Here is a 24904-nt window from a genome sequence, read left to right as displayed (position 1 = left end):
ATGAAAGAGATTATTGAAAAACTAGCAAAATTTGAAAATTTATCAGGTGTGGAAATGACGGATGTCATTGAGCGTATCGTAACTGGGCGTGTAACCGAAGCGCAGATTGCTTCTCTTCTCTTGGCCCTTAAGATGAAGGGGGAAACACCGGAAGAACGCACAGCCATTGCACAAGTCATGAGAGGGCATGCCCAACACATTCCAACTGAGATACATGATGCTATGGATAACTGCGGTACAGGTGGGGACAAGTCTTTCAGCTTTAACATTTCGACAACTGCAGCCTTTGTCTTGGCTGGTGGCGGCATCCACATGGCCAAGCACGGTAACCGTTCGATTTCTTCTAAATCGGGTTCTGCAGATGTCCTTCAAGCATTGGGTATCAATCTTGACCTCAAACCAGCTGAACTAGGTAAGGTTTTTGATAAAACTGGAATCGTCTTTCTCTTTGCTAAAAATATGCACCCAGCAATGAAATACATCATGCCAGCTCGTTTGGAACTAGGAATTCCGACTATCATGAATTTGACAGGTCCACTCATTCACCCAATGGTTTTAGAAACGCAGCTTCTAGGAATCAGTCGTCCAGAACTTTTGGAAAGTACTGCTCAGGTTTTGAAAAATATGGGCCGCAAACGTGCCATCGTGGTAGCTGGTCCAGAAGGATTGGATGAGGCTGGTTTGAATGGAACTACTAGTATTGCCCTCCTTGAAGATGGAGAAATCACTTTATCAACCTTTACTCCAGAAGATTTGGGGATGGAACGCTACGCTATCGAAGATATCCGTGGTGGCAATGCTCAGGAAAATGCAGAAATTTTGCTCAGCGTTCTTCAAAACCAACCAAGTCCATTCTTGGAAACGACAGTCTTGAATGCTGGTCTTGGTTTCTATGCCAATGGTAAGGTAGCTAGTATCAAGGAAGGAGTTGCCTTGGCTCGTCAAGTGATTGCTAGTGGCAAGGCCCTTGAAAAACTCAGACTGTTACAGGAGTACCAAAAATGAGTCAGGAATTTTTAGCACGAATCTTGGAGCAGAAGGCGCGTGAGGTCAAGCAGATGGAACTGGAGGAAATCCAGCCCCTACGCCAGACCTATCGCCTAGCTGAATTTTTGAAGAATCACCAAGATCGTTTACAGGTAATCGCTGAAGTCAAGAAGGCTAGCCCTAGTCTGGGAGATATCAATCTCGATGTGGATATTGTGCAACAGGCCCAGACTTATGAAGCGAACGGCGCAGTGATGATTTCGGTTTTGACAGATGAAGTTTTCTTTAAAGGGCATTTGGATTATCTGCGGGAGATTTCTAGTCAGGTAAACATTCCAACGCTCAACAAGGATTTTATCATCGATGAAAAGCAAATCATCCGTGCTCGCAATGCAGGTGCGACAGTCATCTTGCTCATCGTGGCTGCCTTGTCAGAAGAACGCCTCAAGGAACTCTATGACTACGCGACAGAGCTTGGTCTGGAAGTCTTGGTGGAGACCCACAATCTAGCTGAACTAGAAGTGGCACACAGACTGGGTGCTGAGATTATTGGGGTTAACAACCGCAACTTGACGACCTTTGAGGTCGACTTACAAACCAGTGTAGACTTGGCCCAGCACTTTAAGGAAGGTCGCTATTACATTTCTGAATCTGCTATTTTCACAGGACAGGATGCGGAACGAGTAGCAACATACTTTAACGGAATTTTGGTGGGAACAGCTCTCATGCAGGCAGAGGATGTGGCTCAAAGAATCAAGGAGTTGCAGATTGACAAAGGTTAAGATTTGTGGGCTATCGACCAAAGAAGCGGTAGAGACAGCCGTATCAGCAGGGGCGGATTACATCGGTTTTGTCTTCGCACCTAGTAAAAGGCAGGTGACCTTGGAAGAGGCTGCTGAGCTGGCAAAGCTCATTCCTGTCAACTTTAAAAAGGTTGGTGTATTTGTTTCACCAAGTCGAGCTCAACTGCTAGAAGCGATTGAAAAGGTTGGCTTGGACTTGGTTCAAGTTCATGGTCAGGTGGCGGATGCTTTGTTTGAGGATTTATCTTGTGCCAGTATTCAGGCTGTGCAGGTGGATGGAAATGGTCATGTGCCTAATTCTCAGGCGGATTATCTACTCTTTGATGCCCCTGTGGCAGGGAGTGGTCAGACCTTTGACTGGGGTCAACTAGATACGGCAGAACTAGCTCAGCCTTTCTTTATCGCAGGTGGGCTCAATGAGGATAATGTAGCAAAAGCAATTCAACACTTTACTCCCTATGCAGTCGATGTATCGAGCGGAGTGGAGACAGATGGACAAAAAGATCAGGAAAAGATTAGAAGATTTATAGAGAGGGCAAAGAATGGCATATCAAGAACCAAATAAAGATGGATTTTACGGAAAATTTGGCGGACGTTTCGTCCCAGAAACATTGATGACAGCAGTTTTGGAGTTGGAGAAGGCTTATCGTGAAAGTCAGGCGGACCCAAGTTTCCAAGAGGAATTAAACCAGCTCTTACGCCAGTATGTAGGACGTGAAACTCCCCTTTACTACGCAAAAAACTTGACCCAGCATATCGGTGGAGCTAAGATTTATCTCAAGCGTGAAGACCTCAACCATACAGGGGCCCACAAGATTAACAATGCCTTGGGACAGGTTCTTCTGGCTAAACGTATGGGCAAAAAGAAGATTATCGCTGAAACAGGTGCTGGTCAGCACGGTGTGGCAACTGCAACGGCTGCGGCTCTCTTTAACATGGAATGTACCATTTACATGGGTGAGGAAGATGTCAAACGTCAAGCCCTCAATGTGTTCCGTATGGAGCTTTTGGGAGCAAAGGTTGAGGCCGTGACAGATGGTTCGCGCGTGCTCAAGGATGCGGTCAATGCAGCCCTTCGTTCATGGGTAGCTAACATTGATGATACTCACTATATCCTTGGTTCTGCCTTGGGGCCTCATCCTTTCCCAGAAATCGTTCGTGACTTCCAAAGTGTCATCGGTCGAGAAGCTAAACAACAGTACCGTGACTTGACGGGTCAAAATCTGCCAGACGCCCTAGTAGCCTGTGTTGGTGGTGGTTCTAATGCTATCGGTCTCTTCCATCCCTTTGTAGAAGATGAGTCAGTTGCTATGTATGGGGCTGAAGCAGCAGGGCTTGGTGTGGATACAGAACACCATGCAGCTACCTTGACCAAGGGTCGACCAGGTGTCCTTCACGGTTCCCTTATGGATGTGCTTCAAGATGCCCATGGTCAAATTCTTGAAGCCTTCTCTATCTCAGCAGGTTTGGACTATCCTGGTATCGGTCCAGAACATTCCCACTACCACGATATTAAACGTGCCAGCTATGTTCCTGTAACGGACGAAGAAGCCTTGGAAGGATTCCAACTCTTGTCTCGTGTGGAAGGGATTATACCAGCCTTAGAATCTAGCCACGCTATTGCCTTTGCGGTGAAATTGGCCAAAGAACTGGGTCCAGACAAATCCATGATTGTCTGTCTATCAGGCCGTGGGGACAAGGATGTGGTTCAAGTCAAAGACCGCTTGGAAGCAGACGCAGCAAAGAAGGGAGAAGGTCATGCCTAAGACATTAACAGAAAAATTGAATGCTATTAAAGCAGCTGGAAAAGGAATTTTTGTTCCCTATATCATGGCTGGAGACCATGAGAAAGGTTTGGATGGTCTCGGTGAAACAATCCACTTTTTAGAAGATTTGGGTGTCTCTGCTATTGAAGTGGGCATTCCCTTTTCAGACCCAGTTGCAGATGGACCTGTTATCGAAGAAGCCGGCTTGCGCAGTCTAGCCCACGGAACTTCTACCCAGGCTTTGGTTGAAACCTTGAAAACCATTCAAACAGAGGTTCCCCTGGTCATCATGACCTACTTCAACCCCCTCTTTCAGTACGGCGTTGAGAACTTTGTCAAAGATTTGGCAGATACAGCGGTTAAGGGATTGATTATCCCAGACTTGCCCCATGAACATGCTAATTTTGTAGAGCCATTTTTGGCAGATACAGACATCGCCTTGATTCCCCTAGTTAGTTTGACAACAGGTATTGAGCGTCAGAAAGAGTTGATTAAAGGGGCAGAGGGCTTTGTCTATGCCGTTGCTATCAATGGGGTGACAGGTAAGTCAGGAAATTACCGAGCAGATTTGGACAAGCACTTGGCTCAACTGCATCAAGTAGTCGATATCCCGGTATTGACAGGATTTGGCGTGTCTAGTCAAGCCGATGTCGAACGCTTCAATGCGGTGTCAGATGGTGTTATCGTCGGTTCGAAAATTGTAAAAGCTCTCCACCAAGGAGAGCCGATTCAGGACTTTATCAAACAAGCAGTAGCTTACCAAAAATAATCACACAAGCAGCCAGTAAGAGGAAAGGCACAAAAGGAAGTTTTTCCTTTTTCTTTTGTAGGAGAAAAGCTAGGATCCCCGTCGTAGAAGCAAACTGAATCAAGATCAGTAATTCGGTCACACTAAAGACGAGAGCACAAGAAGCCAGAAAGAGAAAATCCCCTGCGCCCATGCGGACATCGATAAAATGAGCCATGATTCCAAGGGCAAGGAAGAAGACCATAACCAGATTCCAACCATAGAAAACCATGAGGATTAGGTGGAAAGTCATCCAGACTAGTAAGGGATATTCCTGATGGCGAAAGTCATAGATTCCCAAGGTTAAGCCAGCAGTGATTAGGATGACTTGAGCAAAAGAAATCCAACCCCAAGCCCAAGCCAGAAAGAGGAATCCCAAGCCCAATTCAAAGAGGGCATACCAGAATGGATAGCGAGCCTTGCAGTAGCGACAGCGAAAGCGATTAACCACCTGCGAAAGGATAGGAATCAAATCTAGCGGACGCAAGCGAGTCTGACAGGAATCGCAGTGACTAGCTGGACTGATAATGGATTGCTCAGGAAAACGGTCAATAACCAAACCAAGAAAGGAAGCGAAAATGCTCCCAACAAGAAAAAAATAAAAATCAATCATACTTATCTATTCGTAAAAAATAGAAGAAGTAGTATAATAAAGAAACATAGATAAGATAGTGAGGTCAAGATGACAATTCGTTTTGAAGAAAATGTTAGCACAGAAAACGCTCAACTCGTATGCCAATGGTCTAACTCCCTTGGCAAATCCTTTCAAGAACAATGGATGGGAACAATGATTCCTTTTCCCTTAACAATTCAAGTCTTGCAAGATTTGGAAGTAATCTTTTCTATCTTTGATGGACAAGAGTTTGTGGGGCTTATCCAGAAAATCAGGCTAGAAGACAGGAATCTTCATATCGGGAGATTTTTTATCAATCCCCAGAAACAGGGGCAGGGCTTAGGTAGCCAGGCTTTAAGGAAATTTGTTAGTTTGGCCTTTGAAAATGAAGACATAGATACTGTCTCTCTAAATGTCTATGAGGCAAATCAAACAGCTTACAATCTTTACCAAAAAGAAGGATTTGAAATCGTTCAAATGGTTGAAACACCTATACGAAAATACATCATGAAAAAGGGTAGATAGAAAGTAAAAAAGCCTTGGAACTCAAGGCTTTTCTTGTGGTATGTAGATGTCTATACTTGAATATTGAAGGGGGGTCGAAAGCCAATTGGAGTGATTTTATCCATGATGGGAAAAATGATCTTACCAATAATAATTGAGAAATAGTTGATAAAAAAGCGGTTGCATGTTACTATAGAGTGCAAGGAGGTGAGAATATGGTAGAGCAAAAAAAATCCATTACCATGAAAGATGTTGCTCTAGAAGCGGGAGTTAGCGTTGGGACTGTTTCACGTGTGATCAACAAAGAAAAAGGCATCAAAGAAGTGACCTTGAAAAAAGTTGAACAAGCAATTAAAACCTTGAATTATATTCCGGATTACTATGCAAGAGGAATGAAAAGAAGCCGAACGGATACGATAGCTCTAATCGTACCAAGTATCTGGCATCCATTTTTTTCTGAATTTGCTATGCATGTGGAAAATGAAGTGTATAAGAGGAATAATAAATTACTCTTATGTTCAATAAATGGAACCAACCGAGAGCAAGACTATCTTGAGATGTTGCGTCATAATAAGGTTGATGGAATTGTTGCCATTACCTATAGTCCAATTGAGAACTACCTAACTTCAGGAATTCCCTTTGTTAGTATTGACCGTACCTACTCAGATCTTGAGATCCCATGTGTATCTTCTGATAATGATGCAGGTGGACGAGAAGCTGCGAGGCAACTAATTAAAAAAGGCTGTCAGCATTTGGCCTTTGTAGGTGGACACAATACAACCATTAATGAAACTAAACGACGTAGGATTTCATTCGAGAAGTATGTCCAAGAAAATAATATACCTTTTAGTATCTTTGACCTAGATGAGACCGTTTCTGATTATCACGGAAAGTTAGAACAATTCTTGGCAGAAAATCGTTCCATAGACGGAATTTTTGCCATTAATGATTTTGCAGCTTTAGATGTTATTGAAATACTAGAGTCAAATGGTAAACATATCCCTGATGATGTACAAATCATTGGATATGATGGGATAAAAATGGCTGAGAGTCGAGATTATCTACTTTCAACAATTAAGCAACCTTTAGAAGAAATGGCAAAAGAGGCCGTTCGTATCCTGTTTGATATCATCGATGGAAAGACTGTTAATTTGCAGACAATCTTACCAGTAAAATTTATTGAAGGAAAAACAACAAAAAAAATTAAAAATAAGTCTTGACAGAAAGCGCTATCAATGTTAAAATGAAGTTAAATTAAAGAGATTTATTTTTTAAAACAAAATTGAAACGTTTCAAATAAAGAGTAGAAAGCGCTATGCGCTATCTTTTCTAAAATAAATTTGAAACGTTTCAAAAAGGAGGTTGCTATGAATAGCAAAGCGAAGCAAGTTTCTCTTTGGGAACGAATCAAGAAACAAAAACTCTTGTTATTGATGACTGTCCCTGGTTTGGTTTTGACTTTTATCTTTAAGTACATTCCTATGTACGGTGTTTTGATAGCCTTTAAAGATTACAATCCTCTAAAAGGAATTTTAGGAAGTGACTGGGTAGGATTTTCTGAGTTTACAAAATTTTTGTCTTCCCCCAACTTTGGAATCTTATTGGCTAATACACTTAAATTGAGTGTCTATGGCTTATTGCTAGGCTTTTTACCACCAATTATTCTTGCGATTATGCTCAATCAGCTCTTGAGTGAAAAAGCTAAGAAACGAATTCAGCTCATTCTATATGCACCAAACTTTATCTCCGTAGTTGTTATTGTCGGAATGATTTTCCTCTTCTTCTCAGTTGGAGGACCAATAAATAGCTTTCTTTCTATGTTTGGTATCAAAGCGGATTTTCTAACGGATCCAGACTTCTTCCGTCCTCTGTACATTTTCAGTGGCATCTGGCAAGGAATGGGATGGGCCTCAACCCTCTACACGGCAACATTGGTGAACGTCGATCCTGCCTTGGTAGAAGCTGCTCGACTCGATGGAGCAAATATTTTCCAACGAATCTGGCATATTGATCTTCCTGCTCTTAAGCCCATTATGGTTATCCAGTTTGTCTTGGCGGCAGGTGGCATTATGAATGTCGGTTATGAAAAAGCATTCTTGATGCAGACATCTCTAAACCTTCCAACGTCTGAAATTATCTCAACTTACGTTTATAAAGTTGGTCTTGTGTCAGGAGATTATTCTTACTCAACTGCAGTCGGTTTGTTTAATGCAGTGATTAATGTGGTCTTGCTAGTCGCTGTTAACCAAGTCGTTAAACGTATGAATAATGGTGAAGGAATTTAAGGAGGAAAACATGAAAAATTCGATCATGGATACAAAATTTGATAAACGTATCTTGCTCTTAAACAAAATCATTATTGTCTTTATCGTTTTGATTACCTTGCTTCCTTTACTTTATATCGTAGTGGCATCCTTTATGGATCCAAAAGTTTTGGTAAGTAGAGGAATTAGTTTTAATCCGGCGGACTGGACAGTAGAAGGGTATCAACGTGTATTTAGTGACCAATCCATTCTAAAAGGCTTTATTAACTCATTGCTCTATTCTTTTGGCTTTGCAGCTTTAACAGTCTTGATTTCAGTATTTACAGCCTATCCTTTATCTAAAAAAGATTTAGTAGGGCGTCGCTGGATTAACTATTTCCTAATTGTGACCATGTTCTTTGGTGGAGGTTTGGTTCCAACTTACTTATTGGTAAAAGATTTGGGCATGCTCAACACTCCGTGGGCTATTATCGTGCCAGGTGCGGTCAATGTTTGGAATATCATTCTTGCCAGAGCCTATTTTCAAGGGTTGCCTGAAGAATTGGTCGAAGCCGCGGTCATTGATGGAGCAAATGATTTACAGATTTTCTTTAAAATCATGCTTCCTCTGGCCAAACCAATTATGTTCGTTCTCTTCCTCTATGCTTTTGTTGGTCAGTGGAACTCATACTTTGATGCCATGATTTATATCAAGGATCCAAACTTGGAACCATTGCAACTGGTTCTTCGTAAAATTCTCATTCAGAGTCAGCCAGGTCAGGACATGATTGGAGCGCAAGCAGCCATGAATGAAATGAAACGCTTAGCTGAATTGATCAAATACGCAACGATTGTCATTTCAAGCTTGCCATTGATTGTTATGTATCCATTCTTCCAAAAATACTTTGATAAAGGAATTATGGCTGGTTCACTTAAAGGTTAATAAAATAGAAAAAAATAAGGAGTTTTATCATGAAATTCAAAACATTCTCAAAATCAGCAGTTTTGTTGACAGCTAGTTTAGCGATGCTTGCAGCATGTGGCTCGAAAAACACAGCTTCTAGTCCAGATTATAAGTTAGAAGGTGTAACATTCCCACTTCAAGAAAAGAAAACATTAAAGTTTATGACAGCCAGCTCACCTTTGGCTCCCAAAGACCCAAATGAAAAGCTGATTTTGCAACGTTTGGAAAAGGAAACTGGCGTTCATATTGACTGGACCAACTACCAATCAGATTTTGCAGAAAAGAGAAACCTAGATATTTCTAGTGGTGATTTGCCAGACGCTATCCACAATGACGGTGCATCAGATGTCGATTTGATGAACTGGGCTAAGAAAGGTGTTATCATTCCAGTTGAAGATTTGATTGAAAAATACATGCCAAATCTTAAAAAAGTGCTAGAGGAAAAACCTGAGTACAAAGCCATGATGACAGCACCAGATGGGCACATTTATTCATTCCCGTGGATTGAGGAGCTTGGAGAAGGCAAAGAATCTATCCACAGTGTTAACGATATGGCCTGGATTAACAAGGATTGGCTTAAAAAACTTGGGCTTGAAATGCCACAAACAACTGATGAACTCATCAAAGTCTTAGAAGCCTTCAAAACTCAAGATCCAAACGGAAATGGTGAAGCAGACGAAATTCCATTTACCTTTATCAGTGGGAACGGAAACGAAGACTTTAAATTTCTATTTGGAGCCTTTGGTGTTGGGGATAACGATGATCATATCGTAGTTGGAAATGATGGGAAAGTTGATTTCACGGCAGATAACGATGACTATAAAGAAGGTGTAAAATTCATCCGTCAGTTGCAAGAAAAAGGCTTGATTGATAAAGAAGCTTTCGAACATGATTGGAATAGTTACATCGCTAAAGGTCATGATCAAAAATACGGTGTTTACTTCACATGGGACAAGAACAATGTCACAGGAAGCAATGATAGCTATGATGTTTTACCTGTCCTTGCTGGTCCAAGTGGACAAAAACACGTAACTCGTACAAATGGTATGGGATTTGCGCGTGACAAGATGGTCATTACTAGTGTTAATAAAAACTTAGAACTAACTGCTAAATGGATCGACGCTCAGTACGCTCCACTCCAATCTGTCCAAAACAACTGGGGAACTTATGGAGATGACAAGCAACAAAATATCTTTGAATTTGACCAAGCAACTAACAGCCTCAAACATTTGCCACTAAACGGAACTGCACCAGCAGAACTTCGTCAAAAAACAGAAGTTGGTGGGCCGCTTGCTATCTTGGACTCTTACTATGGTAAAGTGACAACTATGCCAGATGATGCCAAATGGCGTTTAGATCTCATCAAACAATACTATGTGCCTTATATGAGCAATGATAACAACTATCCGAGAGCCTTCATGACACAGGAAGATTTGGATAAGATTGCCCACATCGAGGCAGATATGAATGACTATATCTACCGTAAACGTGCTGAATGGATTGTAAATGGAAATATTGATACTGAGTGGGAAGATTACAAGAAAGAACTTGAAAAATATGGGCTTTCAGATTACCTCGCTATCAAACAAAAATACTATGATCAGTATCAAGCAAATAAGAACTAGAGGTTGATTATGGTTGATAGAACATTTACAGTAGAAAAAGCCAATCGTTTTATAGCAGAAAATAAACATCTTGTTAATCGTCAATTTAAGCCAGAAGAACATTTTTCAGCTGAGATTGGCTGGATCAATGACCCAAATGGATTTGTCTATTTTCGTGGTGAATACCATCTCTTCTATCAATTCTATCCTTATGATAGTGTCTGGGGACCAATGCACTGGGGTCATGCTAAAAGTAAAGACTTGGTGACTTGGGAGCACTTGCCGGTGGCACTTGCTCCAGATCAAGATTATGACCGAAATGGTTGCTTCTCAGGATCAGCTATCGTCAAAGACGATCGCCTCTGGCTCATGTACACTGGACATATCGAAGAAGAAGGGATTCGTCAAGTGCAGAATATGGCTTATTCGGATGATGGCATTCACTTTGAAAAGATTGAACAAAATCCAGTTGCCACAGGTGCAGACTTGCCAGACGAGTTGATTGCTACTGATTTCCGTGATCCAAAACTCTTTGAAAAAGATGGGGTCTATTACTCTGTAGTTGCTGCCAAGCACAAAGATAATGTGGGCTGTATTGTTCTACTAGGGTCCGATAACCTAGTAGAATGGCAGTTTGAATCTATCTTTTTAAAAGGGGTTGAACACCAAGGCTTTATGTGGGAATGTCCAGACTACTTTGAGTTAGATGGGAAAGACTGCATCATCATGTCACCAATGCGTTATCAACGTGAGGGAGATTCTTACCACAATATCAATTCTTCTGTTTTGGTTACAGGTAAGGTAGACTGGGAAGCTAAACAGTTCGTTCCTGAAACAGTAGAAGAAATCGACCATGGTCAGGACTTCTATGCGCCTCAAACATTGTTGGATGACAAAAATCGTCGTATTATGATTGCTTGGATGCAGATGTGGGGACGTACACTTCCAACTCATGATCAGAGTCATAAATGGGCTGGTGTCATGACTGTGCCTAGAATTCTAAGATTGGAAGATGGCAAACTAAGACAATTCCCTATTAAAAAAGGCCAATATCAAATCCAAATAGATAAAGATTGCCGTTACCGCTTAGGAAATGATACAGATTATCTTGAATTTGGTTATGATAGCAAGATGAAGCAAGTTTACATTGATCGTAGCCATCTTGCTCAAGAGATTCGTGGGGAAGAAGAACTCGATACCAGTAGACGGTATGTAAATATTGAAGCTAAAGAATTGGAAGTTATTCTAGATAAAAATTCCATCGAGATTTTCGTCAATCAAGGTGAAGCAAGCTTGACTGCAACTTATTACTTAACAGTGCCAGCTGAGTTATCACTTCTAGATTAAAAATTAAGTTATTTCTCCTAAAGAAAAAGTTCTCTTTCTAAAGTAGTGGAAAGAGAACTTTTTCGATTTTTTTCTAATTAAGCAAAGCATATTTTTGTTTGAACAACTCAATTTTATTATCACAATAATTGATTAAATGCTGAGCTTTTTCGAGATTATATCCTTTTTCAGATACAGACTTCACTTTCTTCTCATCAAAATAGTAGCCAGTCAAACCCCTGATTTCTTCTGATAATGTAAGGTAGTAGCCTGTTTCAATTCCCTCGCCTAGATCTTTAGAAAATGACTTCATCAAGCGCCCAAAGAGAGACTTTTTCGTCTTTTCGTCACTGGAATCATTTCCCAAGTTAGTTGAGATGAGTCCTGGATGATAGGCATTTACAGTGATGTTTGAACCTCTCAGAAAGAACTCTCTTGCTAGATAGCGTGTCATCCAGATGGTATAAAGTTTAGAATTATTATAGGCCAATTCTGGATCATAGTTGTTCTCAAATCCAAAGTCTAAATCCTTGACCTTGGCAAAATGATGCATATAGGAAGAAGTATTAATGATACGACCGTCAGGCGCTTTTTCTAACAAGGGACTCAGTTCGATTGTTAAAATATAGGGAACGAGAACGGATAACATAAAAGTCAATTCGACATTTTCAGCACTCGCTTTTCGTTCTTTCCCTCCATAAAGTCCTGCATTATTAAACAAGACATCGATACTTTGAAAGTCTCGCTTGATTACCTCCGAAAATCGATAAACATCGTCTAATTTTGAAAAATCTGCAAGGTAGCTAGAAACTCTGCCTCTCAAGGAAACTGCCCGAACCTCTTGAAGCGCCAGCTCAAGTTTTTGAGGATTTCGACCATGAAGGATGACATGATGACCTTCAGATGCTAATTTTTTAGCTAGGTGCTTACCGATACCATCAGTAGCACCTGTAATTAGAATGGTTTTGACCATATTAGTCCTCCAAGAAAGCAATGAGTTCTTTTGAAAATTCGTTTGCATATTGGAAGATAGAACCGTGACCAGCATTTGGATAGATAATCAGCTTACTATCTTTAATTTTCTCATGCATATCATAGGAATTTTCCGTTGGAACTTGCATATCTTTGTCCCCGTTGACGATTAAGGTTGGTTGAGTGATAAATTTTAGGTCGTCTTGAGGATCTTTCCCCCAACGTTTAATAGCTTTGAGTTGAGTTAGGAATCCTGGTACGTTCATGTCTTTATCCGCAAATTCTTTGCTTCGCATCCCCATTCGTCCTAGGACTTTAAAGGCTTCGATTTTTCCTTGTTCATCATGGTTATAGAAGATATAGCGTTTAGGGTCAATGCGCTCCAGTCCAGCTTTAAACATAAAACTAAAAGTTTTTCCTGTAACCTTGTCCATTTCAACCCCACCTCGAGGTCCTGTTCCTGCCAAGATTAAACGATTGACTAGAGTAGGATTTATTCGGATGATTTCTTGGGCAATCATACCTCCCATAGAAAGGCCGAGGAGGTTGATTTTATTGTAACCAAGCGATTTTACAAAGTCAATTGTCTGCTCAGCCATTCCAGGAATGGTTGGCGCCACTTTGCCTTGACTGGCTCCAACACCAGGAAGATCGACTACAATGACATGGTGCTTTTCAGCAATCAAGTCTAATAGTCTTGGATCCCAGTTATCGAGAGTTGCAGCCAAATGGACCAGCATCAGAAGAGGTAGTTTTGATTTGCCTTTACTGAGTTCGCGATAGGCGATTTGGTTTTCTTGGACAGTGATGTATTGATTTTTAGTTGTAAGATATGACATTGTGTTTTCCTTTTTATTTCTTAAAGCTGAGGACTGTTTTTCCACGCGAGCGACCATTAGCAACTTTGTCTAAGGCGCTATTCACTTCTTCAAATGGATAAACTGTATCGATAGAGGGTTTGATTTCTAATTTACTAAAAAGGTCAGCTACCTCTTGTAATTGAGCGCCATTGCTTTCTACAAAGATAAAATGGTAGTGGACACCATATTTTTCTGCCATCTTATCAAATTTGCGACCGGCTAAGCCGAGTAGGATTTGCTTCCACTTTGGCAGATTCATGCGTTTGGCAAAGTCACCGTTTGGCATAGCACGGAGAGAAACAAGCTGACCACCTTTTTTAATGATAGACATTTGTTTTTCAGTTTCAGCCCCACCAAGGGTATCGAGGACATAATCAACCTCGTTTACAGTTTTTGTATAATCCTCTGTTTTGTAATCGATAAAACGATCTGCTCCTAGTTTCAAAACACGTTCTGCACTATCTCCAGCCCCATTAGTGATTACTTTCAAGCCTTTTGCCTTGGCAATCGGAATGGCCATTCCACCGACACCGCCTGTGCCACCAGAGATAAAGATGGTTTTGCCAGCTTGAGCGCCCATGAGGTCAAGAGCCTGCATAATAGTCAAGGCAGTAAGAGGAACAGCAGCAGCTTCTTCGTCTGATAGATAGTCTGGAACCTGGGCTAAGGCTTGGCTATCGACAGCTAGGTATTCTGCAAAGGCGCCGATATGGTCAAGCGGTAAACGGGCAAAGACACGGTCTCCTACTTGAAAGTTGTTAACTTGGTTACCAATGCTTTCAACGACTCCAACTACCTCATTACCTGCAGTTTGAGAGAGCTTGTAAGGAACAATCATCTTAACTTCACCACGAGAAATCATATTATCGAGAGGATTAACTCCAGCTGCGGTTACTTTGACCAAAACTTCTTTGTCTGTGATACTTGGTTTAGCGACTTCTGTGATGTTAAGAGTGATATTATTTTTGTTATAAGTAGTATGTTGTGCGGCTTTCATGTGTTTTCTCTTTTTTTATTTAATTCGACTGTATATACTTGTATCTAATGCAAGTATATGTTACTTCTGGTAAAAACTGACTTGTTATCAAATCAGTTTCGGACTTGTTTGGCTTGTTTATATAAATTGTCAATGACATCTTCTAAAGTTTGATTTGCCAATTCATTCTCTAGTTGAGATTCGGCACTAGCGAAAAGTGGTGAAACTGCTCCTTGGATGTTTTTTCCAACGGGACAATCAGGGTTGCTATTTTGGTGAACAGGAAATAAACTGATATGCTTGATTTCTTGAGTAGCATAGTAGATTTCCAGTAAAGTCATTTCCTTAGGAGATTTACTGAGTTGATAGCCCGTTTTTCCTTGCTGGGAACTAATCAAGCCTGCATTTTTCAATAAGGCAATCACCTTTCGAATGTAACTAGCGTTAGTCCCAACACTAGTAGCTAATGCTTGAGAACTTAGGGTTTCCTTGCTCTCGCTAATCATTGTTAGGATATGCAAAGCAACTGAGAATTTTGTATCCATATCGACTCCTTTTGTAACATGTATCAGATGCAAGAACAAGTATATCATAAATAAAATGAAAAGCAAGACTTTTGTTTTAAATTAAAAAAAATTTTTTAAGAGTGTCATAAGATTAAAGATGTTTGGAAAGATTGCTCATAAAAAAAGTGGGACAAATCTACTTTAGAACAACAAAAAAGCCTTAATTTTAAGGCTTTTTCCTGTTGATTTAGATGCCCCCTGCAGGGCTCGAACCTGCGACCCATAGATTAAGAGTCTACTGCTCTACCAACTGAGCTAAGGAGGCAAAGAAAAAGCTGTATTGGTGCCGAAACTTCACGGTTTGTATTGAACCCGCGCAATTAAGCAGGTGGGCAACTCGCTCTAACTGAAGCTGTTTCCGTGTGAGACGGCCTACATGCTGTTAGAAGACTTTTGTTTCCCTAAAAATACAAAAAATAGTCGGTCAACACTTAAGTGTGAAGTCGTACACCACAGCGTTTCTATGTTTATATAATACCACTTTTTCAAAAAAAATCAAGAGGGAAATGCAATTATTTGAAAAGGATTTCACAAGTCCCGCAATTTATCAATGGTTTCCTTGCGTTGCGCCAAGGCCCGTTCGTATTTGCCAGTATCTTTCGGAGTGAAATAGTGCTGGTCTTTGATTTTTTCTGGCAGATAGTCTTGCTTGACCCAGTTTCCAGGATAGTTATGTGGATAAAGATAGTCTTGGGCGTTTCCCAGTTCCTTGCTCCCACTGTAGTGACCATCACGCAGGTGCCGTGGAATGGGTAAATGCCCTGATGTTTTGAGATCAGCAAGAGCCTTGTCCATGGCCACATAGGCTGAGTTGGACTTGGGCGATAGCGCCAAATCAATGACAATATTGGCAATGAGGATGCGAGCTTCTGGGAATCCAATCTTTTGAGCAGCATCTAGAGCAGTTACGGTATGGATCTGAGCTTCAGGATTGGCCAAACCGATATCTTCATAGGCGATAACGGTCAAGCGACGAGCGAGACTAGGCAGATCACCAGCTTCAATCAAGCGTGCTGCGTAGTGTAGGCTGGCATCGACATCTGAGCCACGGATGGATTTTTGTAGAGCAGAGAGGACATCGTAGTGCCCGTCGCCATCCTTATCCATAGTAATATAGCTCCGCTGCAGGCTATTTTCCATGATGTCAAGCGTTATATGGTGAATGCCTTTATCATTTGCTGGAGTAGAGAGAACAGCCAAATCTAGTGAATTAAAGGCAGAACGGAGGTCACCATTAGTAGAGGTTGCGATGAAATCAAGGGCGTCCTCATCTAACTCTACTGGGAAGTCAAAACCACGTTGAGGGTCAGTTAGAGCGATTTGAATCGCCTCTTTGACGTCTTGATTGGACAAGGGTTCTAATTCAAAAATCTGAACACGGCTACGGATGGCTGGAGTGACAGAAAAGAAAGGATTTTCAGTCGTAGCGCCAATCATGATGACTAGACCACTTTCCAAGAGAGGCAAGAGGAAGTCTTGCTTGGTTTTATCTAGTCTATGAATCTCGTCTAGCAATAGGACGAGACCTCCAGAAAATTTAGCTTCTTCTGCGATTTCTTGGAGTCGCTTTTTACTATCCACTGTCGCGTTAAAGGTCCGAAAGGCATACTTGGTCGTTCCAGCGATGGCAGAGGCAATGCTGGTTTTGCCGATTCCTGGTGGTCCGTAGAGAATCATGGAGGACAGACGATTGGCTTCCACCATGCGGCGGATGATTTTTCCAGGTCCGACCAGATGCTCTTGACCGATGACCTGGTCGATGGTTTTAGGGCGCATGCGAAGCGCGAGATTGTCTGGCATAGCAGTCCTTTCTAACATGGATTTTCTGATGTATATGTGGTAAGATGGTAGTATCTATTTTAGCATATTTCCGAGCAATCGGGGCGATTTAAGAGTCGCATAGAAAGAGGACAAAATGGCAACATACGGATTTTTAGATGTTTTAGAGGAAGAATTGGACAAGAACTTTCCCTTTGACTTTGAGATTAGCTGGGACAAGCGCAACCACGCAGTTGAAGTGAGTTTTCTATTGGAAGCGCAAAACGCTGCAGGAGTTGAGATGGTGGATGAGGACGGAGAGGTGTCAGCAGACGATATCCTCTTTGAGGAAGCGGTCCTTTTTTACAATCCTGCAAAGTCAACGGTTAACGCAGAAGACTATTTAACAGTCATCCCTTACCTGCCTAAAAAAGGTTTCTCTCGTGAGTTTTTAGCTTATTTTGCTCTTTTCCTCAAAGATACTGCCGAGGTTGGGCTGGATGCCCTCATGGACTTTTTGGAAGACCCAGAAGCAGAGGAATTTGTCATGGAATGGAACCAAGAAGTCTTTGAAGAAGGAAAAGCAGGCTTGGAAGAGGGAGAATTTTATCCTTATCCGAGATATTAGGAGTTGGTTGGAGATTTTATGAAGAAAATTGGGACGTATTTGGTTTATGTGCTAGCTTTTGTCTTTATTATGCTAGCTTTTGCTTGTGGAACTATCGCATTTGCAGAGTTGGGGTATTCAGCAGTTTTAGCCTTTACTTTTGGTTATTCCTTCGCTCTTTTAAGCATGTATTTAATCTTTATTCTTCATGAGCTGGGTCATGCTTTTTGTGGCTACTTGACAGGCTATCGGCTGGTGGCTTTTGGATTAGGACATTTTCTTCTGACCAAAAAGTCAGGCAGGTTTTATCTTAGTCGAACAACCGTTCTGAAAAATGTTGGTGCTCAGTATATTGGATTGAAAGAAGATGAAAGCGATCAAAGAATCATCCTGATGCTATCAGGAGGTTTGCTGGTTCATCTCGGCTTGATGTTATTGGCGATATTGTTTGGATGTTTGACAAGAAGCTGGTATTTTGCTGGTACTTGGATTTTTCTGAATTTGTCTTTCTTCCTAAACAACTCTTTGCCGGTTGGGATTACCGATGGAGCAAAAATCTGGGAATTGCGACAACACCCTGAAAATAGGAAATACGCCTACTTGGTATTGAGGCATTCTGCCCAGACCTTGCTAGCTCCTCAAGAATATGATTTGAAAGACTTTATCATGCCTGTTGCTGAGGATGCGAGAGGGAGTTTTGCAGAAAATATTGAGACTCTTCAGGGAGTGGTTTTTATATTGGATGATCATTTAGAGGCAGCTAAAAAGCTATTTCAATCTTTACTAGAGAGAACAGAACACTCGCTGTCTGAAACTTTTTGCCAGCTATACCTTCTTCAAATTGCTTTGCTAGAAGGTGACAATGAGAAAGCAGAGGAATATGCTGGTATTCGAAGCGTTAAATCCTTTTTATCTCTAAAAATGACAGATGTGCAGGTGATTCAAGCTTGGTATCAATTTAAGGTCAAGAAAGATGTAGCTCAAACTCGCAAGGCTATGAAGATTGCTAGACAGAAAATGAATAGCAGCCGGATGCTACGGGATGAGCAATGTTACTATGAAAACTGGTTAGCAGAGTTGGAGAAAGAATTAGACAAGGGAGTCTGATATGGAAGTAGAAATTTCTGATTTCACAGGTTGCAAAATTGCTCTCTTTTGTGATGATAGGATTTTAACTATCTTGCGGGATGACAAGGAAAATATCCCATGGCCCAATATGTGGGAACTGCCAGGTGGTGGCCGTGAAGGAGATGAAAGTCCGTTTGAGTGCGCAGCGCGTGAAGTTTTTGAGGAACTGGGGATTCATTTGTCTAAAGATTGCCTGCTTTGGGGTAAGGTTTATCCAAGTATGCTTTTTGCGGGGAAGGAATCCGTCTTTCTAGTTGGCAAGTTAACGCAGGAACAGTTTGACAAGATCACCTTTGGTGACGAAGGACAGGGCTACAAACTGATGAATATTGACGAATTTCTTAGCTCAGATAAGGTCGTACCCCAGTTGCAGGATAGAGTGAGAGATTATATGGAGGAGAAATATGATAACACTTGAGAGAGCAGGAGCAGAGGATTTAGAAACCATCATTTCTATACAGAGAGCCAGTTTTAAGGCAGTCTATGAGAAATACTAAGATGAGTATGATCCTTATCTGGAGGACCGCGAACGAATCAAGTGGAAATTGGTTGAGCGTCCTAATAGCTATTACTACTTTGTGAAAGAAAAGGACGAAAACATCGGATTTTTACGAGTTCAGACCAATGAAGAGTTGACTGAAGCTTGGTTGGGAACAGTGGCAATTTTACCTCCGTATCAAGGAAAAGGTTATGGTTCTGAAGGACTGAGATTGTTGGAAAAAGAATTTCCAACAATCACACAGTGGGATTTGTGTACGGTATTACAGGATGAAGGTATGGTTGTTTTTTATGAGAAAAATGGCTACCGTCAAACCCATATCGAGCCTGAAAAAGAAGGTATGGATATGGTTTACATGAAAAAATTGATTGACAAATAGAAAGGATGGTTCGGTTAAATTTCTGAACTGAATCCGCCCTAAACACTGTGCCAAAAAGATAAACTTTTCTTAGACACAAGTGTCTTCAGAGAGTTTCCTATTTTGGCTTTGTGTTTTACGGGCTTGGTATCTTAATTATGGAAACATGGCAAGAGTTAAAAGTTACAGTTAAGCGTGAGGGGGAGGAGTTGGTTTCCAATCTCTTGATTGAGCTGGGAGCGCAAGGTGTTGCGATCGAAGACAGTATGGACTATGTGGGAAATGTGGATCGATTTGGTGAGATTTTCCCAGAGGTCGAGCAGCAAGAAGAAATCGTGGTGACAGCCTACTATCCTGATACAGTTGATGTGGCAGTGGTTGAGGCGGACTTGCAGGCTCGCTTAGCAGACTTGACGGATTTTATGGATTTGGGAGAGGTCAAGATTGGGACGACTGCCTTGGCTGAGGAAGACTGGGCAGACAACTGGAAGAAATACTATGAGCCAGCTCGTATCACTCATGATTTGACCATCGTGCCGTCTTGGACAGACTACGAGGCGACTGCTGGAGAAAAGATTATCAAGCTGGATCCTGGTATGGCTTTTGGTACTGGGACCCATCCAACCACTAAGATGAGCCTCTTTGCCTTGGAGCAGGTCCTTCGTGGTGGCGAAACGGTGCTTGATGTGGGAACTGGATCAGGAGTTCTCTCCATTGCCAGCTCGCTTCTTGGTGCTAAGGAGATTTTCGCCTATGACTTAGATGATGTGGCAGTTTGTGTGGCTCAGGAAAATATTGAACTCAACCCTGGCATGGAAAACATCCATGTAGCCCCAGGCGATTTGCTTAAGGGTGTGGAGATTGAAGCAGATGTCATCGTGGCCAATATCTTGGCGGATATTCTCATTCATCTGACAGAGGATGCTTATCGCTTGGTCAAGGATGAGGGCTACCTCATCATGAGTGGCATTATCAAGGACAAGTGGGACATGGTGCGAGAGTCAGCTGAGTCAGCTGGATTTTTCCTTGAAACCCACATGATTCAAGGGGAATGGAATGCCTGCGTCTTTAAGAAGACCAAGGATATTTCAGGTGTGATTGGAGGCTAGCATGCAGCAGTATTTTGTCAAGGGCAGTGCAGTCTCTCCTGTCACTATTGAGGACAAGGAAACCAGCAAGCACATGTTTCAGGTCATGCGCTTGAAGGAAGATGAACAGGTGACCTTGGTCTTTGAGGATGGTATCAAGCGCTTGGCGCGCGTGCTGGATGTGGAAAACCGTCAGTTTGAATTGCTCGAAGAATTAGCTGACAATGTGGAACTTCCCATCCAAGTGACCATCGCATCAGGCTTTCCCAAGGGAGATAAGTTGGAATTCATCACTCAAAAAGTGACAGAACTGGGTGCTAGCCAAATCTGGGCCTTTCCTGCCGATTGGTCGGTCGCCAAGTGGGATGGTAAGAAATTGGGCAAGAAAGTCGAAAAACTAGAAAAAATCGCCCTTGGAGCAGCCGAGCAAAGCAAGCGGAATCTGGTCCCGAGTGTCAAACTTTTTGAGAAAAAAGCAGATTTTCTAGCCCAGCTGGATCAGTATGACTCTATCGTAGTGGCCTACGAAGAATCAGCAAAAGAAGGGGAAGCCGCTGCGCTATTGCAAGTAGTTTCTGGTCTTGAAAAGGGAGCCAAATTGCTCTTTATCTTTGGCCCAGAAGGCGGTCTTTCACCTGCAGAAATTGAGTCTTTTGAAGCTAAAGGAGCCGTCTTGGCAGGTCTTGGACCTCGCATCTTGCGAGCAGAAACAGCGCCGCTTTATGCCTTATCAGCCCTTAGTGTTTTAGTAGAATTAGAAAAATAAGAGGAAGAAAATGGAACAAAAACACCGTTCAGAATTTCCTGAAAAGGAACTTTGGGATTTAACTGCCCTATACCAAGACCGTGAGGATTTCTTGCGAGCAATCGAGAAGGCTCGCGAAGATATTAACCAATTTAGCCGTGATTACAAGGGCAATCTTCACACTTTTGAAGATTTTGAAAAGGCCTTTGCAGAATTGGAACAAATTTACATTCAGATGAGTCATATTGGTAATTACGCCTTTATGCCTCAGACGACAGATTATAGCAATGAAGATTTTGCTAATATTGCCCAAGCTGGGATGGAATTTGAAACAGACGCCAGCGTAGCCTTGACTTTCTTTGACGATGCCTTGGTGGAAGCTGATGAGGAAGTCTTGGATCGTTTGGGTGAACTGCCACATTTGACGGCAGCCATTCGTCAGGCAAAAATCAAAAAAGCCCACTATCTAGGGGCTGATGTGGAGAAGGCTTTGACAAATCTGGGTGAAGTTTTCTACAGTCCACAGGATATTTATACTAAGATGCGAGCTGGGGACTTTGAAATGGCTGACTTTGAAGTCAATGGCAAGACATATAAAAACAGCTTTGTGACCTATGAAAATTTCTACCAAAACCACGAGGACGCTGAAGTTCGTGAGAAATCTTTCCTTTCCTTCTCAGAGGGACTTCGTAAGCACCAAAATACGGCTGCGGCAGCCTACTTAGCTCAGGTCAAGTCTGAAAAACTGTTGGCAGATATGAAGGGCTACGACTCGGTTTTTGATTATCTTCTAGCTGAGCAAGAAGTTGACCGTGCCATGTTTGACCGCCAGATTGACCTCATCATGAAGGATTTTGCGCCAGTTGCTCAGAGATACCTCAAGCATGTTGCCAAGGTCAATGGTCTTGAAAAGATGACCTTTGCAGACTGGAAATTGGACTTGGACAGCGCCCTGAATCCGGAAGTGACCATTGACGACGCCTATGATTTGGTCATGAAGTCAGTAGAACCTTTAGGGCAAGAATATTGTCAGGAAGTTGCTCGCTATCAAGAAGAGCGATGGGTGGACTTTGTTGCCAATAGTGGCAAAGATTCTGGTGGTTATGCGGCGGATCCATATCGCGTGCACCCTTATGTCCTCATGAGCTGGACAGGTCGTCTCAGTGATGTCTATACCCTCATTCATGAGATTGGGCATTCGGGTCAATTCATCTTTTCAGACAATCACCAAAGTTACTTCAACGCCCACATGTCGACTTATTATGTCGAAGCGCCATCGACCTTCAATGAGTTACTTCTCAGTGATTATTTGGAACACCAATCGGATGATCCCCGTCAAAAACGCTTCGCTCTTGCCCATCGCTTGACAGATACCTACTTCCATAATTTCATCACCCACCTTTTGGAAGCAGCCTTCCAGCGTATGGTGTATAGCTTGATTGAAGAAGGGAAGACCTTTGGAGCAGGCAAGCTCAACAGCATTATGAAAGAGGTCTTGACAGACTTTTGGGGAGATGCCATTGAAATTGACGACGATGCGGCCTTGACTTGGATGCGCCAGGCTCACTACTACATGGGCTTGTATAGTTACACCTACTCAGCTGGACTAGTCATCTCGACAGTGGGTTACCTTCATCTGAAACATTCAGAAACTGGAGCTGAAGATTGGCTCAATCTTCTCAAATCAGGTGGCAGTAAGACTCCACTTGAGTCAGCAATGATTATCGGAGCCGATATCTCAACGGATAAACCACTCCGTGATACCATCCAGTTCTTGTCAGACACGGTTGATCAGATTATCGCATACAGTGCTGAGTTGGGAGAGTAAATTAAAAGAGTCTGGGACAAAAGTCTAACCTTAAATATAAAAAGCGAACAAAACGAGTTATCTGACACTCAGAATTCTGTCTTGTTCGCTTTTTTATCTAATCTATTGATTTAAAAATTTATAATAAAGAATTCCTAAAATCAAAATTTTTTGTCCCGGCCTCTTTAATTATCCCCAAAAGCTATCCTCTTCTGCTTGATCTGAAGAGAAGAGCCAAACTTCTTTGATTTTCCCGTCTTCAATACGGAAGAGGTCAATCCCGTTCATATTGAGTTCAGTACCATCAGCACGTGTTCCGAGAAAAGTAACATTAGCTGCGATTAAATCCTTATTGTCAGAAACCCAATTTGTTATCACCTTAAAGGTTCCATTAGTTTTCTCAGCAAATGTAGCCAGGTGAGTTCCTAGCTTGTCCTTACCAACAACTGAACCAGATATACTATGATTACCAGGTTGATGCCAGACAATATCGTCTGCCATCGTTTCAAAGACACCAGGAAAGTCACCAGCAATTAAAGCTTGGTTATAAGCGTTGAAAATTTCTAAGTTTGTTGACATATATATTCTCCATTTCTTTTTTATGATATAATTGTAACAGTTAAAATCAAAAAAAACAAGTAGACACTTTTTCGATAGCTAGTATCAAAAGTAGTACTTTTATTGATACTAAAAGATAAATTTAAAAAAAAATAGAAAGAAGATATTTTATGCCAAATAAAGTGAGTGAGTATGGTATTTGTCCATTTGCGACAACGCAGAGGGTTTTAACGGGGAAATGGGCACTGGTAATCATTTATCAGTTGAGTACGGGTACCAAACGATTTAAAGAATTGCAGAGATTATTGCCTGGGATTACTCAAACTATTTTGACCCGTCATCTCCGTCAATTAGAAAAGGATAAGATTGTTCAACGAAAGGTCTATGCCGAAGTTCCCCCACGAGTTGAGTACAGCTTAACCGAAATGGGGCAGGAATTCAGAGTTGTTTTAGATGCTGTCGAAAACTGGGGTCTGGATTATATTAAGTTGCTAAATGCTAATGAGATAGGCAACTGATAAGTCCCATAGAGGGAATGTATTTTTTATCGAATCCCTCAATTAAAAGACAGTAAGGCAAACCAGTAAATTTCCAATCAATTTTCTTGAAACCTGTTCCTTCTTTTGATAGACTGGTACATAGTTTTGAAAAAAGGAGACTTATCATGAAAAAATTTGTTGCTGAATTAATCGGTACTTTTATGCTTGTGTTCATCGGAACAGGAGCTGTTGTTTTTGGGAATGGTGTTGAAGGTCTTGGCCACCTTGGGATTGCTCTTGCTTTTGGTTTGGCCATCGTAGTCGCAGCTTTCTCAATCGGAACTATTTCAGGGGCTCACTTGAACCCGGCTGTTTCAATCGCTATGTTTGTAAACAAACGTTTGTCATCTTCAGAACTTGTAAACTACATTCTTGGACAAGTAGTTGGAGCTTTCCTTGCGTCAGCTGCGGTATTCTTCCTCTTGTCTAACTCAGGCATGTCAACTGCTAGTCTTGGTGAAAATGCCTTGGCAAACGGTGTCACTGTCTTTGGTGGATTCTTGTTTGAAGTCATCGCAACCTTCTTGTTTGTCCTAGTTATCATGACTGTCACTTCAGCAAGCAAAGGCAATGGTGCAATCGCTGGTTTGGTGATTGGTTTGTCATTGACAGCCTTGATCCTTGTAGGCTTGAACATCACTGGACTTTCAGTAAACCCAGCTCGTAGCTTGGCACCAGCTGTCTTTGTAGGTGGCGCGGCCCTTCAACAAGTATGGATTTTCATTCTTGCACCAATCGTAGGTGGTGTTCTTGCAGCTCTTGTTGCGAAAAACTTCCTTGGAACAGAAGAATAATAAGCAAAAAGAGCCTTGCTCCCCAATTTGAGGAACAGGGCTTTTTCTATGC

At 41.8% G+C, this 24904-nt stretch carries 26 protein-coding genes, 1 tRNA gene and 1 pseudogene; 20 read left to right on the top strand and 8 right to left on the bottom strand.

Going from position 1 to position 24904, the window contains the following annotated elements; all coding sequences use genetic code 11:
* The 5 genes from trpD to trpA are packed head-to-tail and all read left to right on the top strand — an operon-like array spanning window position 1 to window position 4325.
* Window positions 1-1005 carry an anthranilate phosphoribosyltransferase gene (gene trpD / locus SORDD05_RS04385; protein WP_061417266.1) on the top strand — a complete coding sequence of 335 codons (1005 nt, stop codon included), beginning with the start codon at window positions 1-3 and terminating at the stop codon, window positions 1003-1005.
* Window positions 1002-1769: an indole-3-glycerol phosphate synthase TrpC gene (trpC, locus tag SORDD05_RS04380; protein WP_061417264.1), complete on the top strand. Its 768-nt coding sequence runs from the start codon at window positions 1002-1004 to the stop codon at window positions 1767-1769. The genes trpD and trpC overlap by 4 nt, the downstream gene beginning before the upstream one ends.
* The gene (locus SORDD05_RS04375; RefSeq protein ID WP_061417262.1) at window positions 1756-2355 is read left to right on the top strand and encodes a phosphoribosylanthranilate isomerase; all 600 of its coding nucleotides are present in this window, start codon (window positions 1756-1758) and stop codon (window positions 2353-2355) included. Before trpC ends, SORDD05_RS04375 begins: the two co-directional genes overlap by 14 nt.
* Window positions 2333-3556: a tryptophan synthase subunit beta gene (trpB, locus tag SORDD05_RS04370; protein WP_061417260.1), complete on the top strand. Its 1224-nt coding sequence runs from the start codon at window positions 2333-2335 to the stop codon at window positions 3554-3556. The genes SORDD05_RS04375 and trpB overlap by 23 nt, the downstream gene beginning before the upstream one ends.
* Window positions 3549-4325 (top strand): tryptophan synthase subunit alpha, encoded by a 777-nt coding sequence (gene trpA, locus SORDD05_RS04365; RefSeq protein WP_061417257.1) that lies wholly within the window; start codon window positions 3549-3551, stop codon window positions 4323-4325. Before trpB ends, trpA begins: the two co-directional genes overlap by 8 nt.
* On the opposite strand, the gene SORDD05_RS04360 is transcribed toward trpA, so the two are convergent.
* A complete protein-coding gene (locus tag SORDD05_RS04360; RefSeq protein WP_061417255.1) occupies window positions 4297-4956 on the bottom strand; it encodes a prepilin peptidase in 660 nt (219 codons plus the stop codon). The genes trpA and SORDD05_RS04360 overlap by 29 nt on opposite strands.
* 69 nt (window positions 4957-5025) lie before the next feature.
* On the opposite strand from SORDD05_RS04360, the gene SORDD05_RS04355 reads away from it, so the two are divergent.
* From SORDD05_RS04355 to SORDD05_RS04330, 6 genes are all read left to right on the top strand, one after another.
* Window positions 5026-5481 (top strand): GNAT family N-acetyltransferase, encoded by a 456-nt coding sequence (locus tag SORDD05_RS04355; RefSeq protein WP_061417253.1) that lies wholly within the window; start codon window positions 5026-5028, stop codon window positions 5479-5481.
* Between the two features lie 194 nt (window positions 5482-5675).
* Window positions 5676-6680 (top strand): LacI family DNA-binding transcriptional regulator, encoded by a 1005-nt coding sequence (locus SORDD05_RS04350; protein WP_061417251.1) that lies wholly within the window; start codon window positions 5676-5678, stop codon window positions 6678-6680.
* Between the two features lie 147 nt (window positions 6681-6827).
* Complete coding sequence (locus SORDD05_RS04345; protein WP_061417249.1) at window positions 6828-7745, top strand: ABC transporter permease; 918 nt, start codon at window positions 6828-6830, stop codon at window positions 7743-7745.
* A 10-nt stretch (window positions 7746-7755) separates the two neighbouring features.
* On the top strand, window positions 7756-8646 hold the full coding sequence (locus SORDD05_RS04340) for a carbohydrate ABC transporter permease (RefSeq protein ID WP_061417247.1): 891 nt from the start codon (window positions 7756-7758) through the stop codon (window positions 8644-8646).
* 29 nt (window positions 8647-8675) lie between these two features.
* On the top strand, window positions 8676-10292 hold the full coding sequence (locus SORDD05_RS04335; RefSeq protein WP_061417246.1) for an ABC transporter substrate-binding protein: 1617 nt from the start codon (window positions 8676-8678) through the stop codon (window positions 10290-10292).
* A 9-nt stretch (window positions 10293-10301) separates the two neighbouring features.
* On the top strand, window positions 10302-11618 hold the full coding sequence (locus tag SORDD05_RS04330; RefSeq protein ID WP_061417243.1) for a glycoside hydrolase family 32 protein: 1317 nt from the start codon (window positions 10302-10304) through the stop codon (window positions 11616-11618).
* Between the two features lie 73 nt (window positions 11619-11691).
* Here SORDD05_RS04330 and SORDD05_RS04325 read toward each other — a convergent pair whose 3' ends face one another.
* From SORDD05_RS04325 to SORDD05_RS04300, 6 genes are all read right to left on the bottom strand, one after another.
* On the bottom strand, window positions 11692-12570 hold the full coding sequence (locus tag SORDD05_RS04325; protein WP_061417241.1) for an SDR family NAD(P)-dependent oxidoreductase: 879 nt from the start codon (window positions 12568-12570) through the stop codon (window positions 11692-11694).
* Between the two features lies 1 nt (window position 12571).
* Window positions 12572-13408 (bottom strand): alpha/beta fold hydrolase, encoded by an 837-nt coding sequence (locus SORDD05_RS04320; RefSeq protein WP_061417239.1) that lies wholly within the window; start codon window positions 13406-13408, stop codon window positions 12572-12574.
* A 13-nt stretch (window positions 13409-13421) separates the two neighbouring features.
* Window positions 13422-14426 (bottom strand): NADP-dependent oxidoreductase, encoded by a 1005-nt coding sequence (locus SORDD05_RS04315; protein ID WP_061417238.1) that lies wholly within the window; start codon window positions 14424-14426, stop codon window positions 13422-13424.
* Between the two features lie 92 nt (window positions 14427-14518).
* On the bottom strand, window positions 14519-14950 hold the full coding sequence (locus SORDD05_RS04310) for an Rrf2 family transcriptional regulator (protein ID WP_061417236.1): 432 nt from the start codon (window positions 14948-14950) through the stop codon (window positions 14519-14521).
* Between the two features lie 213 nt (window positions 14951-15163).
* Window positions 15164-15236, bottom strand: a tRNA-Lys gene (locus tag SORDD05_RS04305).
* Between the two features lie 263 nt (window positions 15237-15499).
* The gene (locus SORDD05_RS04300; protein ID WP_061417234.1) at window positions 15500-16771 is read right to left on the bottom strand and encodes a replication-associated recombination protein A; all 1272 of its coding nucleotides are present in this window, start codon (window positions 16769-16771) and stop codon (window positions 15500-15502) included.
* Window positions 16772-16886: 115 nt separating this feature from the next.
* Here SORDD05_RS04300 and SORDD05_RS04295 point away from each other — a divergent pair, with 115 nt between their 5' ends.
* The 7 genes and pseudogenes from SORDD05_RS04295 (at window position 16887) to pepF (ending at window position 22982) form a co-directional block, all read left to right on the top strand.
* The gene (locus SORDD05_RS04295) at window positions 16887-17357 is read left to right on the top strand and encodes a DUF3013 family protein (RefSeq protein ID WP_061417232.1); all 471 of its coding nucleotides are present in this window, start codon (window positions 16887-16889) and stop codon (window positions 17355-17357) included.
* An 18-nt stretch (window positions 17358-17375) separates the two neighbouring features.
* Window positions 17376-18443 carry a site-2 protease family protein gene (locus SORDD05_RS04290; RefSeq protein ID WP_061417230.1) on the top strand — a complete coding sequence of 356 codons (1068 nt, stop codon included), beginning with the start codon at window positions 17376-17378 and terminating at the stop codon, window positions 18441-18443.
* A gap of 1 nt (window position 18444) precedes the next feature.
* Window positions 18445-18882: an NUDIX hydrolase gene (locus SORDD05_RS04285; protein WP_061417228.1), complete on the top strand. Its 438-nt coding sequence runs from the start codon at window positions 18445-18447 to the stop codon at window positions 18880-18882.
* Window positions 18869-19342, top strand: a pseudogene (locus SORDD05_RS04280) (GNAT family N-acetyltransferase). Before SORDD05_RS04285 ends, SORDD05_RS04280 begins: the two are co-directional and overlap by 14 nt.
* Before the next feature lie 137 nt (window positions 19343-19479).
* A complete protein-coding gene (prmA, locus tag SORDD05_RS04275) occupies window positions 19480-20430 on the top strand; it encodes a 50S ribosomal protein L11 methyltransferase (RefSeq protein WP_061417226.1) in 951 nt (316 codons plus the stop codon).
* A gap of 1 nt (window position 20431) precedes the next feature.
* On the top strand, window positions 20432-21175 hold the full coding sequence (locus SORDD05_RS04270; protein ID WP_061417224.1) for a 16S rRNA (uracil(1498)-N(3))-methyltransferase: 744 nt from the start codon (window positions 20432-20434) through the stop codon (window positions 21173-21175).
* A 10-nt stretch (window positions 21176-21185) separates the two neighbouring features.
* Window positions 21186-22982: an oligoendopeptidase F gene (gene pepF, locus SORDD05_RS04265; protein WP_061417222.1), complete on the top strand. Its 1797-nt coding sequence runs from the start codon at window positions 21186-21188 to the stop codon at window positions 22980-22982.
* A 168-nt stretch (window positions 22983-23150) separates the two neighbouring features.
* Here the strand turns inward: pepF and SORDD05_RS04260 are convergent, their stop codons facing one another.
* On the bottom strand, window positions 23151-23540 hold the full coding sequence (locus tag SORDD05_RS04260; protein ID WP_033676496.1) for a nuclear transport factor 2 family protein: 390 nt from the start codon (window positions 23538-23540) through the stop codon (window positions 23151-23153).
* Between the two features lie 149 nt (window positions 23541-23689).
* On the opposite strand from SORDD05_RS04260, the gene SORDD05_RS04255 reads away from it, so the two are divergent.
* Window positions 23690-24037: a winged helix-turn-helix transcriptional regulator gene (locus tag SORDD05_RS04255; RefSeq protein WP_001133065.1), complete on the top strand. Its 348-nt coding sequence runs from the start codon at window positions 23690-23692 to the stop codon at window positions 24035-24037.
* Window positions 24038-24183: 146 nt separating this feature from the next.
* The gene (locus tag SORDD05_RS04250; RefSeq protein ID WP_061417220.1) at window positions 24184-24852 is read left to right on the top strand and encodes an MIP/aquaporin family protein; all 669 of its coding nucleotides are present in this window, start codon (window positions 24184-24186) and stop codon (window positions 24850-24852) included.
* Window positions 24853-24904 lie beyond the last annotated feature (52 nt).

It is taken from the genome of Streptococcus oralis, assembly GCF_001578705.1.
Lineage (GTDB): Bacteria > Bacillota > Bacilli > Lactobacillales > Streptococcaceae > Streptococcus > Streptococcus oralis_J.
The sequence above is the reverse complement of the archived record's forward strand: the minus strand, read 5'-3'. Positions and strand labels throughout refer to the sequence as shown.

What these genes read in the sequence shown, in the direction of transcription:
- SORDD05_RS04260 (WP_033676496.1), bottom strand. Translation starts at nt 23,540, where the DNA reads ATGTCAACAAACTTAGAAATTTTCAACGCTTATAACCAAGCTTTAATT.
- SORDD05_RS04355 (WP_061417253.1), top strand. Translation starts at nt 5,026, where the DNA reads ATGACAATTCGTTTTGAAGAAAATGTTAGCACAGAAAACGCTCAACTC.
- SORDD05_RS04360 (WP_061417255.1), bottom strand. Translation starts at nt 4,956, where the DNA reads ATGATTGATTTTTATTTTTTTCTTGTTGGGAGCATTTTCGCTTCCTTT.
- SORDD05_RS04315 (WP_061417238.1), bottom strand. Translation starts at nt 14,426, where the DNA reads ATGAAAGCCGCACAACATACTACTTATAACAAAAATAATATCACTCTT.
- prmA (WP_061417226.1), top strand. Translation starts at nt 19,480, where the DNA reads ATGGAAACATGGCAAGAGTTAAAAGTTACAGTTAAGCGTGAGGGGGAG.
- SORDD05_RS04320 (WP_061417239.1), bottom strand. Translation starts at nt 13,408, where the DNA reads ATGTCATATCTTACAACTAAAAATCAATACATCACTGTCCAAGAAAAC.
- SORDD05_RS04335 (WP_061417246.1), top strand. Translation starts at nt 8,676, where the DNA reads ATGAAATTCAAAACATTCTCAAAATCAGCAGTTTTGTTGACAGCTAGT.
- SORDD05_RS04295 (WP_061417232.1), top strand. Translation starts at nt 16,887, where the DNA reads ATGGCAACATACGGATTTTTAGATGTTTTAGAGGAAGAATTGGACAAG.
- trpC (WP_061417264.1), top strand. Translation starts at nt 1,002, where the DNA reads ATGAGTCAGGAATTTTTAGCACGAATCTTGGAGCAGAAGGCGCGTGAG.
- SORDD05_RS04255 (WP_001133065.1), top strand. Translation starts at nt 23,690, where the DNA reads ATGCCAAATAAAGTGAGTGAGTATGGTATTTGTCCATTTGCGACAACG.
- trpB (WP_061417260.1), top strand. Translation starts at nt 2,333, where the DNA reads ATGGCATATCAAGAACCAAATAAAGATGGATTTTACGGAAAATTTGGC.
- SORDD05_RS04310 (WP_061417236.1), bottom strand. Translation starts at nt 14,950, where the DNA reads ATGGATACAAAATTCTCAGTTGCTTTGCATATCCTAACAATGATTAGC.
- SORDD05_RS04330 (WP_061417243.1), top strand. Translation starts at nt 10,302, where the DNA reads ATGGTTGATAGAACATTTACAGTAGAAAAAGCCAATCGTTTTATAGCA.
- SORDD05_RS04340 (WP_061417247.1), top strand. Translation starts at nt 7,756, where the DNA reads ATGAAAAATTCGATCATGGATACAAAATTTGATAAACGTATCTTGCTC.
- SORDD05_RS04325 (WP_061417241.1), bottom strand. Translation starts at nt 12,570, where the DNA reads ATGGTCAAAACCATTCTAATTACAGGTGCTACTGATGGTATCGGTAAG.
- SORDD05_RS04290 (WP_061417230.1), top strand. Translation starts at nt 17,376, where the DNA reads ATGAAGAAAATTGGGACGTATTTGGTTTATGTGCTAGCTTTTGTCTTT.
- trpD (WP_061417266.1), top strand. Translation starts at nt 1, where the DNA reads ATGAAAGAGATTATTGAAAAACTAGCAAAATTTGAAAATTTATCAGGT.
- SORDD05_RS04345 (WP_061417249.1), top strand. Translation starts at nt 6,828, where the DNA reads ATGAATAGCAAAGCGAAGCAAGTTTCTCTTTGGGAACGAATCAAGAAA.
- trpA (WP_061417257.1), top strand. Translation starts at nt 3,549, where the DNA reads ATGCCTAAGACATTAACAGAAAAATTGAATGCTATTAAAGCAGCTGGA.
- SORDD05_RS04250 (WP_061417220.1), top strand. Translation starts at nt 24,184, where the DNA reads ATGAAAAAATTTGTTGCTGAATTAATCGGTACTTTTATGCTTGTGTTC.
- SORDD05_RS04300 (WP_061417234.1), bottom strand. Translation starts at nt 16,771, where the DNA reads ATGCCAGACAATCTCGCGCTTCGCATGCGCCCTAAAACCATCGACCAG.
- SORDD05_RS04350 (WP_061417251.1), top strand. Translation starts at nt 5,676, where the DNA reads ATGGTAGAGCAAAAAAAATCCATTACCATGAAAGATGTTGCTCTAGAA.
- SORDD05_RS04285 (WP_061417228.1), top strand. Translation starts at nt 18,445, where the DNA reads ATGGAAGTAGAAATTTCTGATTTCACAGGTTGCAAAATTGCTCTCTTT.
- pepF (WP_061417222.1), top strand. Translation starts at nt 21,186, where the DNA reads ATGGAACAAAAACACCGTTCAGAATTTCCTGAAAAGGAACTTTGGGAT.
- SORDD05_RS04270 (WP_061417224.1), top strand. Translation starts at nt 20,432, where the DNA reads ATGCAGCAGTATTTTGTCAAGGGCAGTGCAGTCTCTCCTGTCACTATT.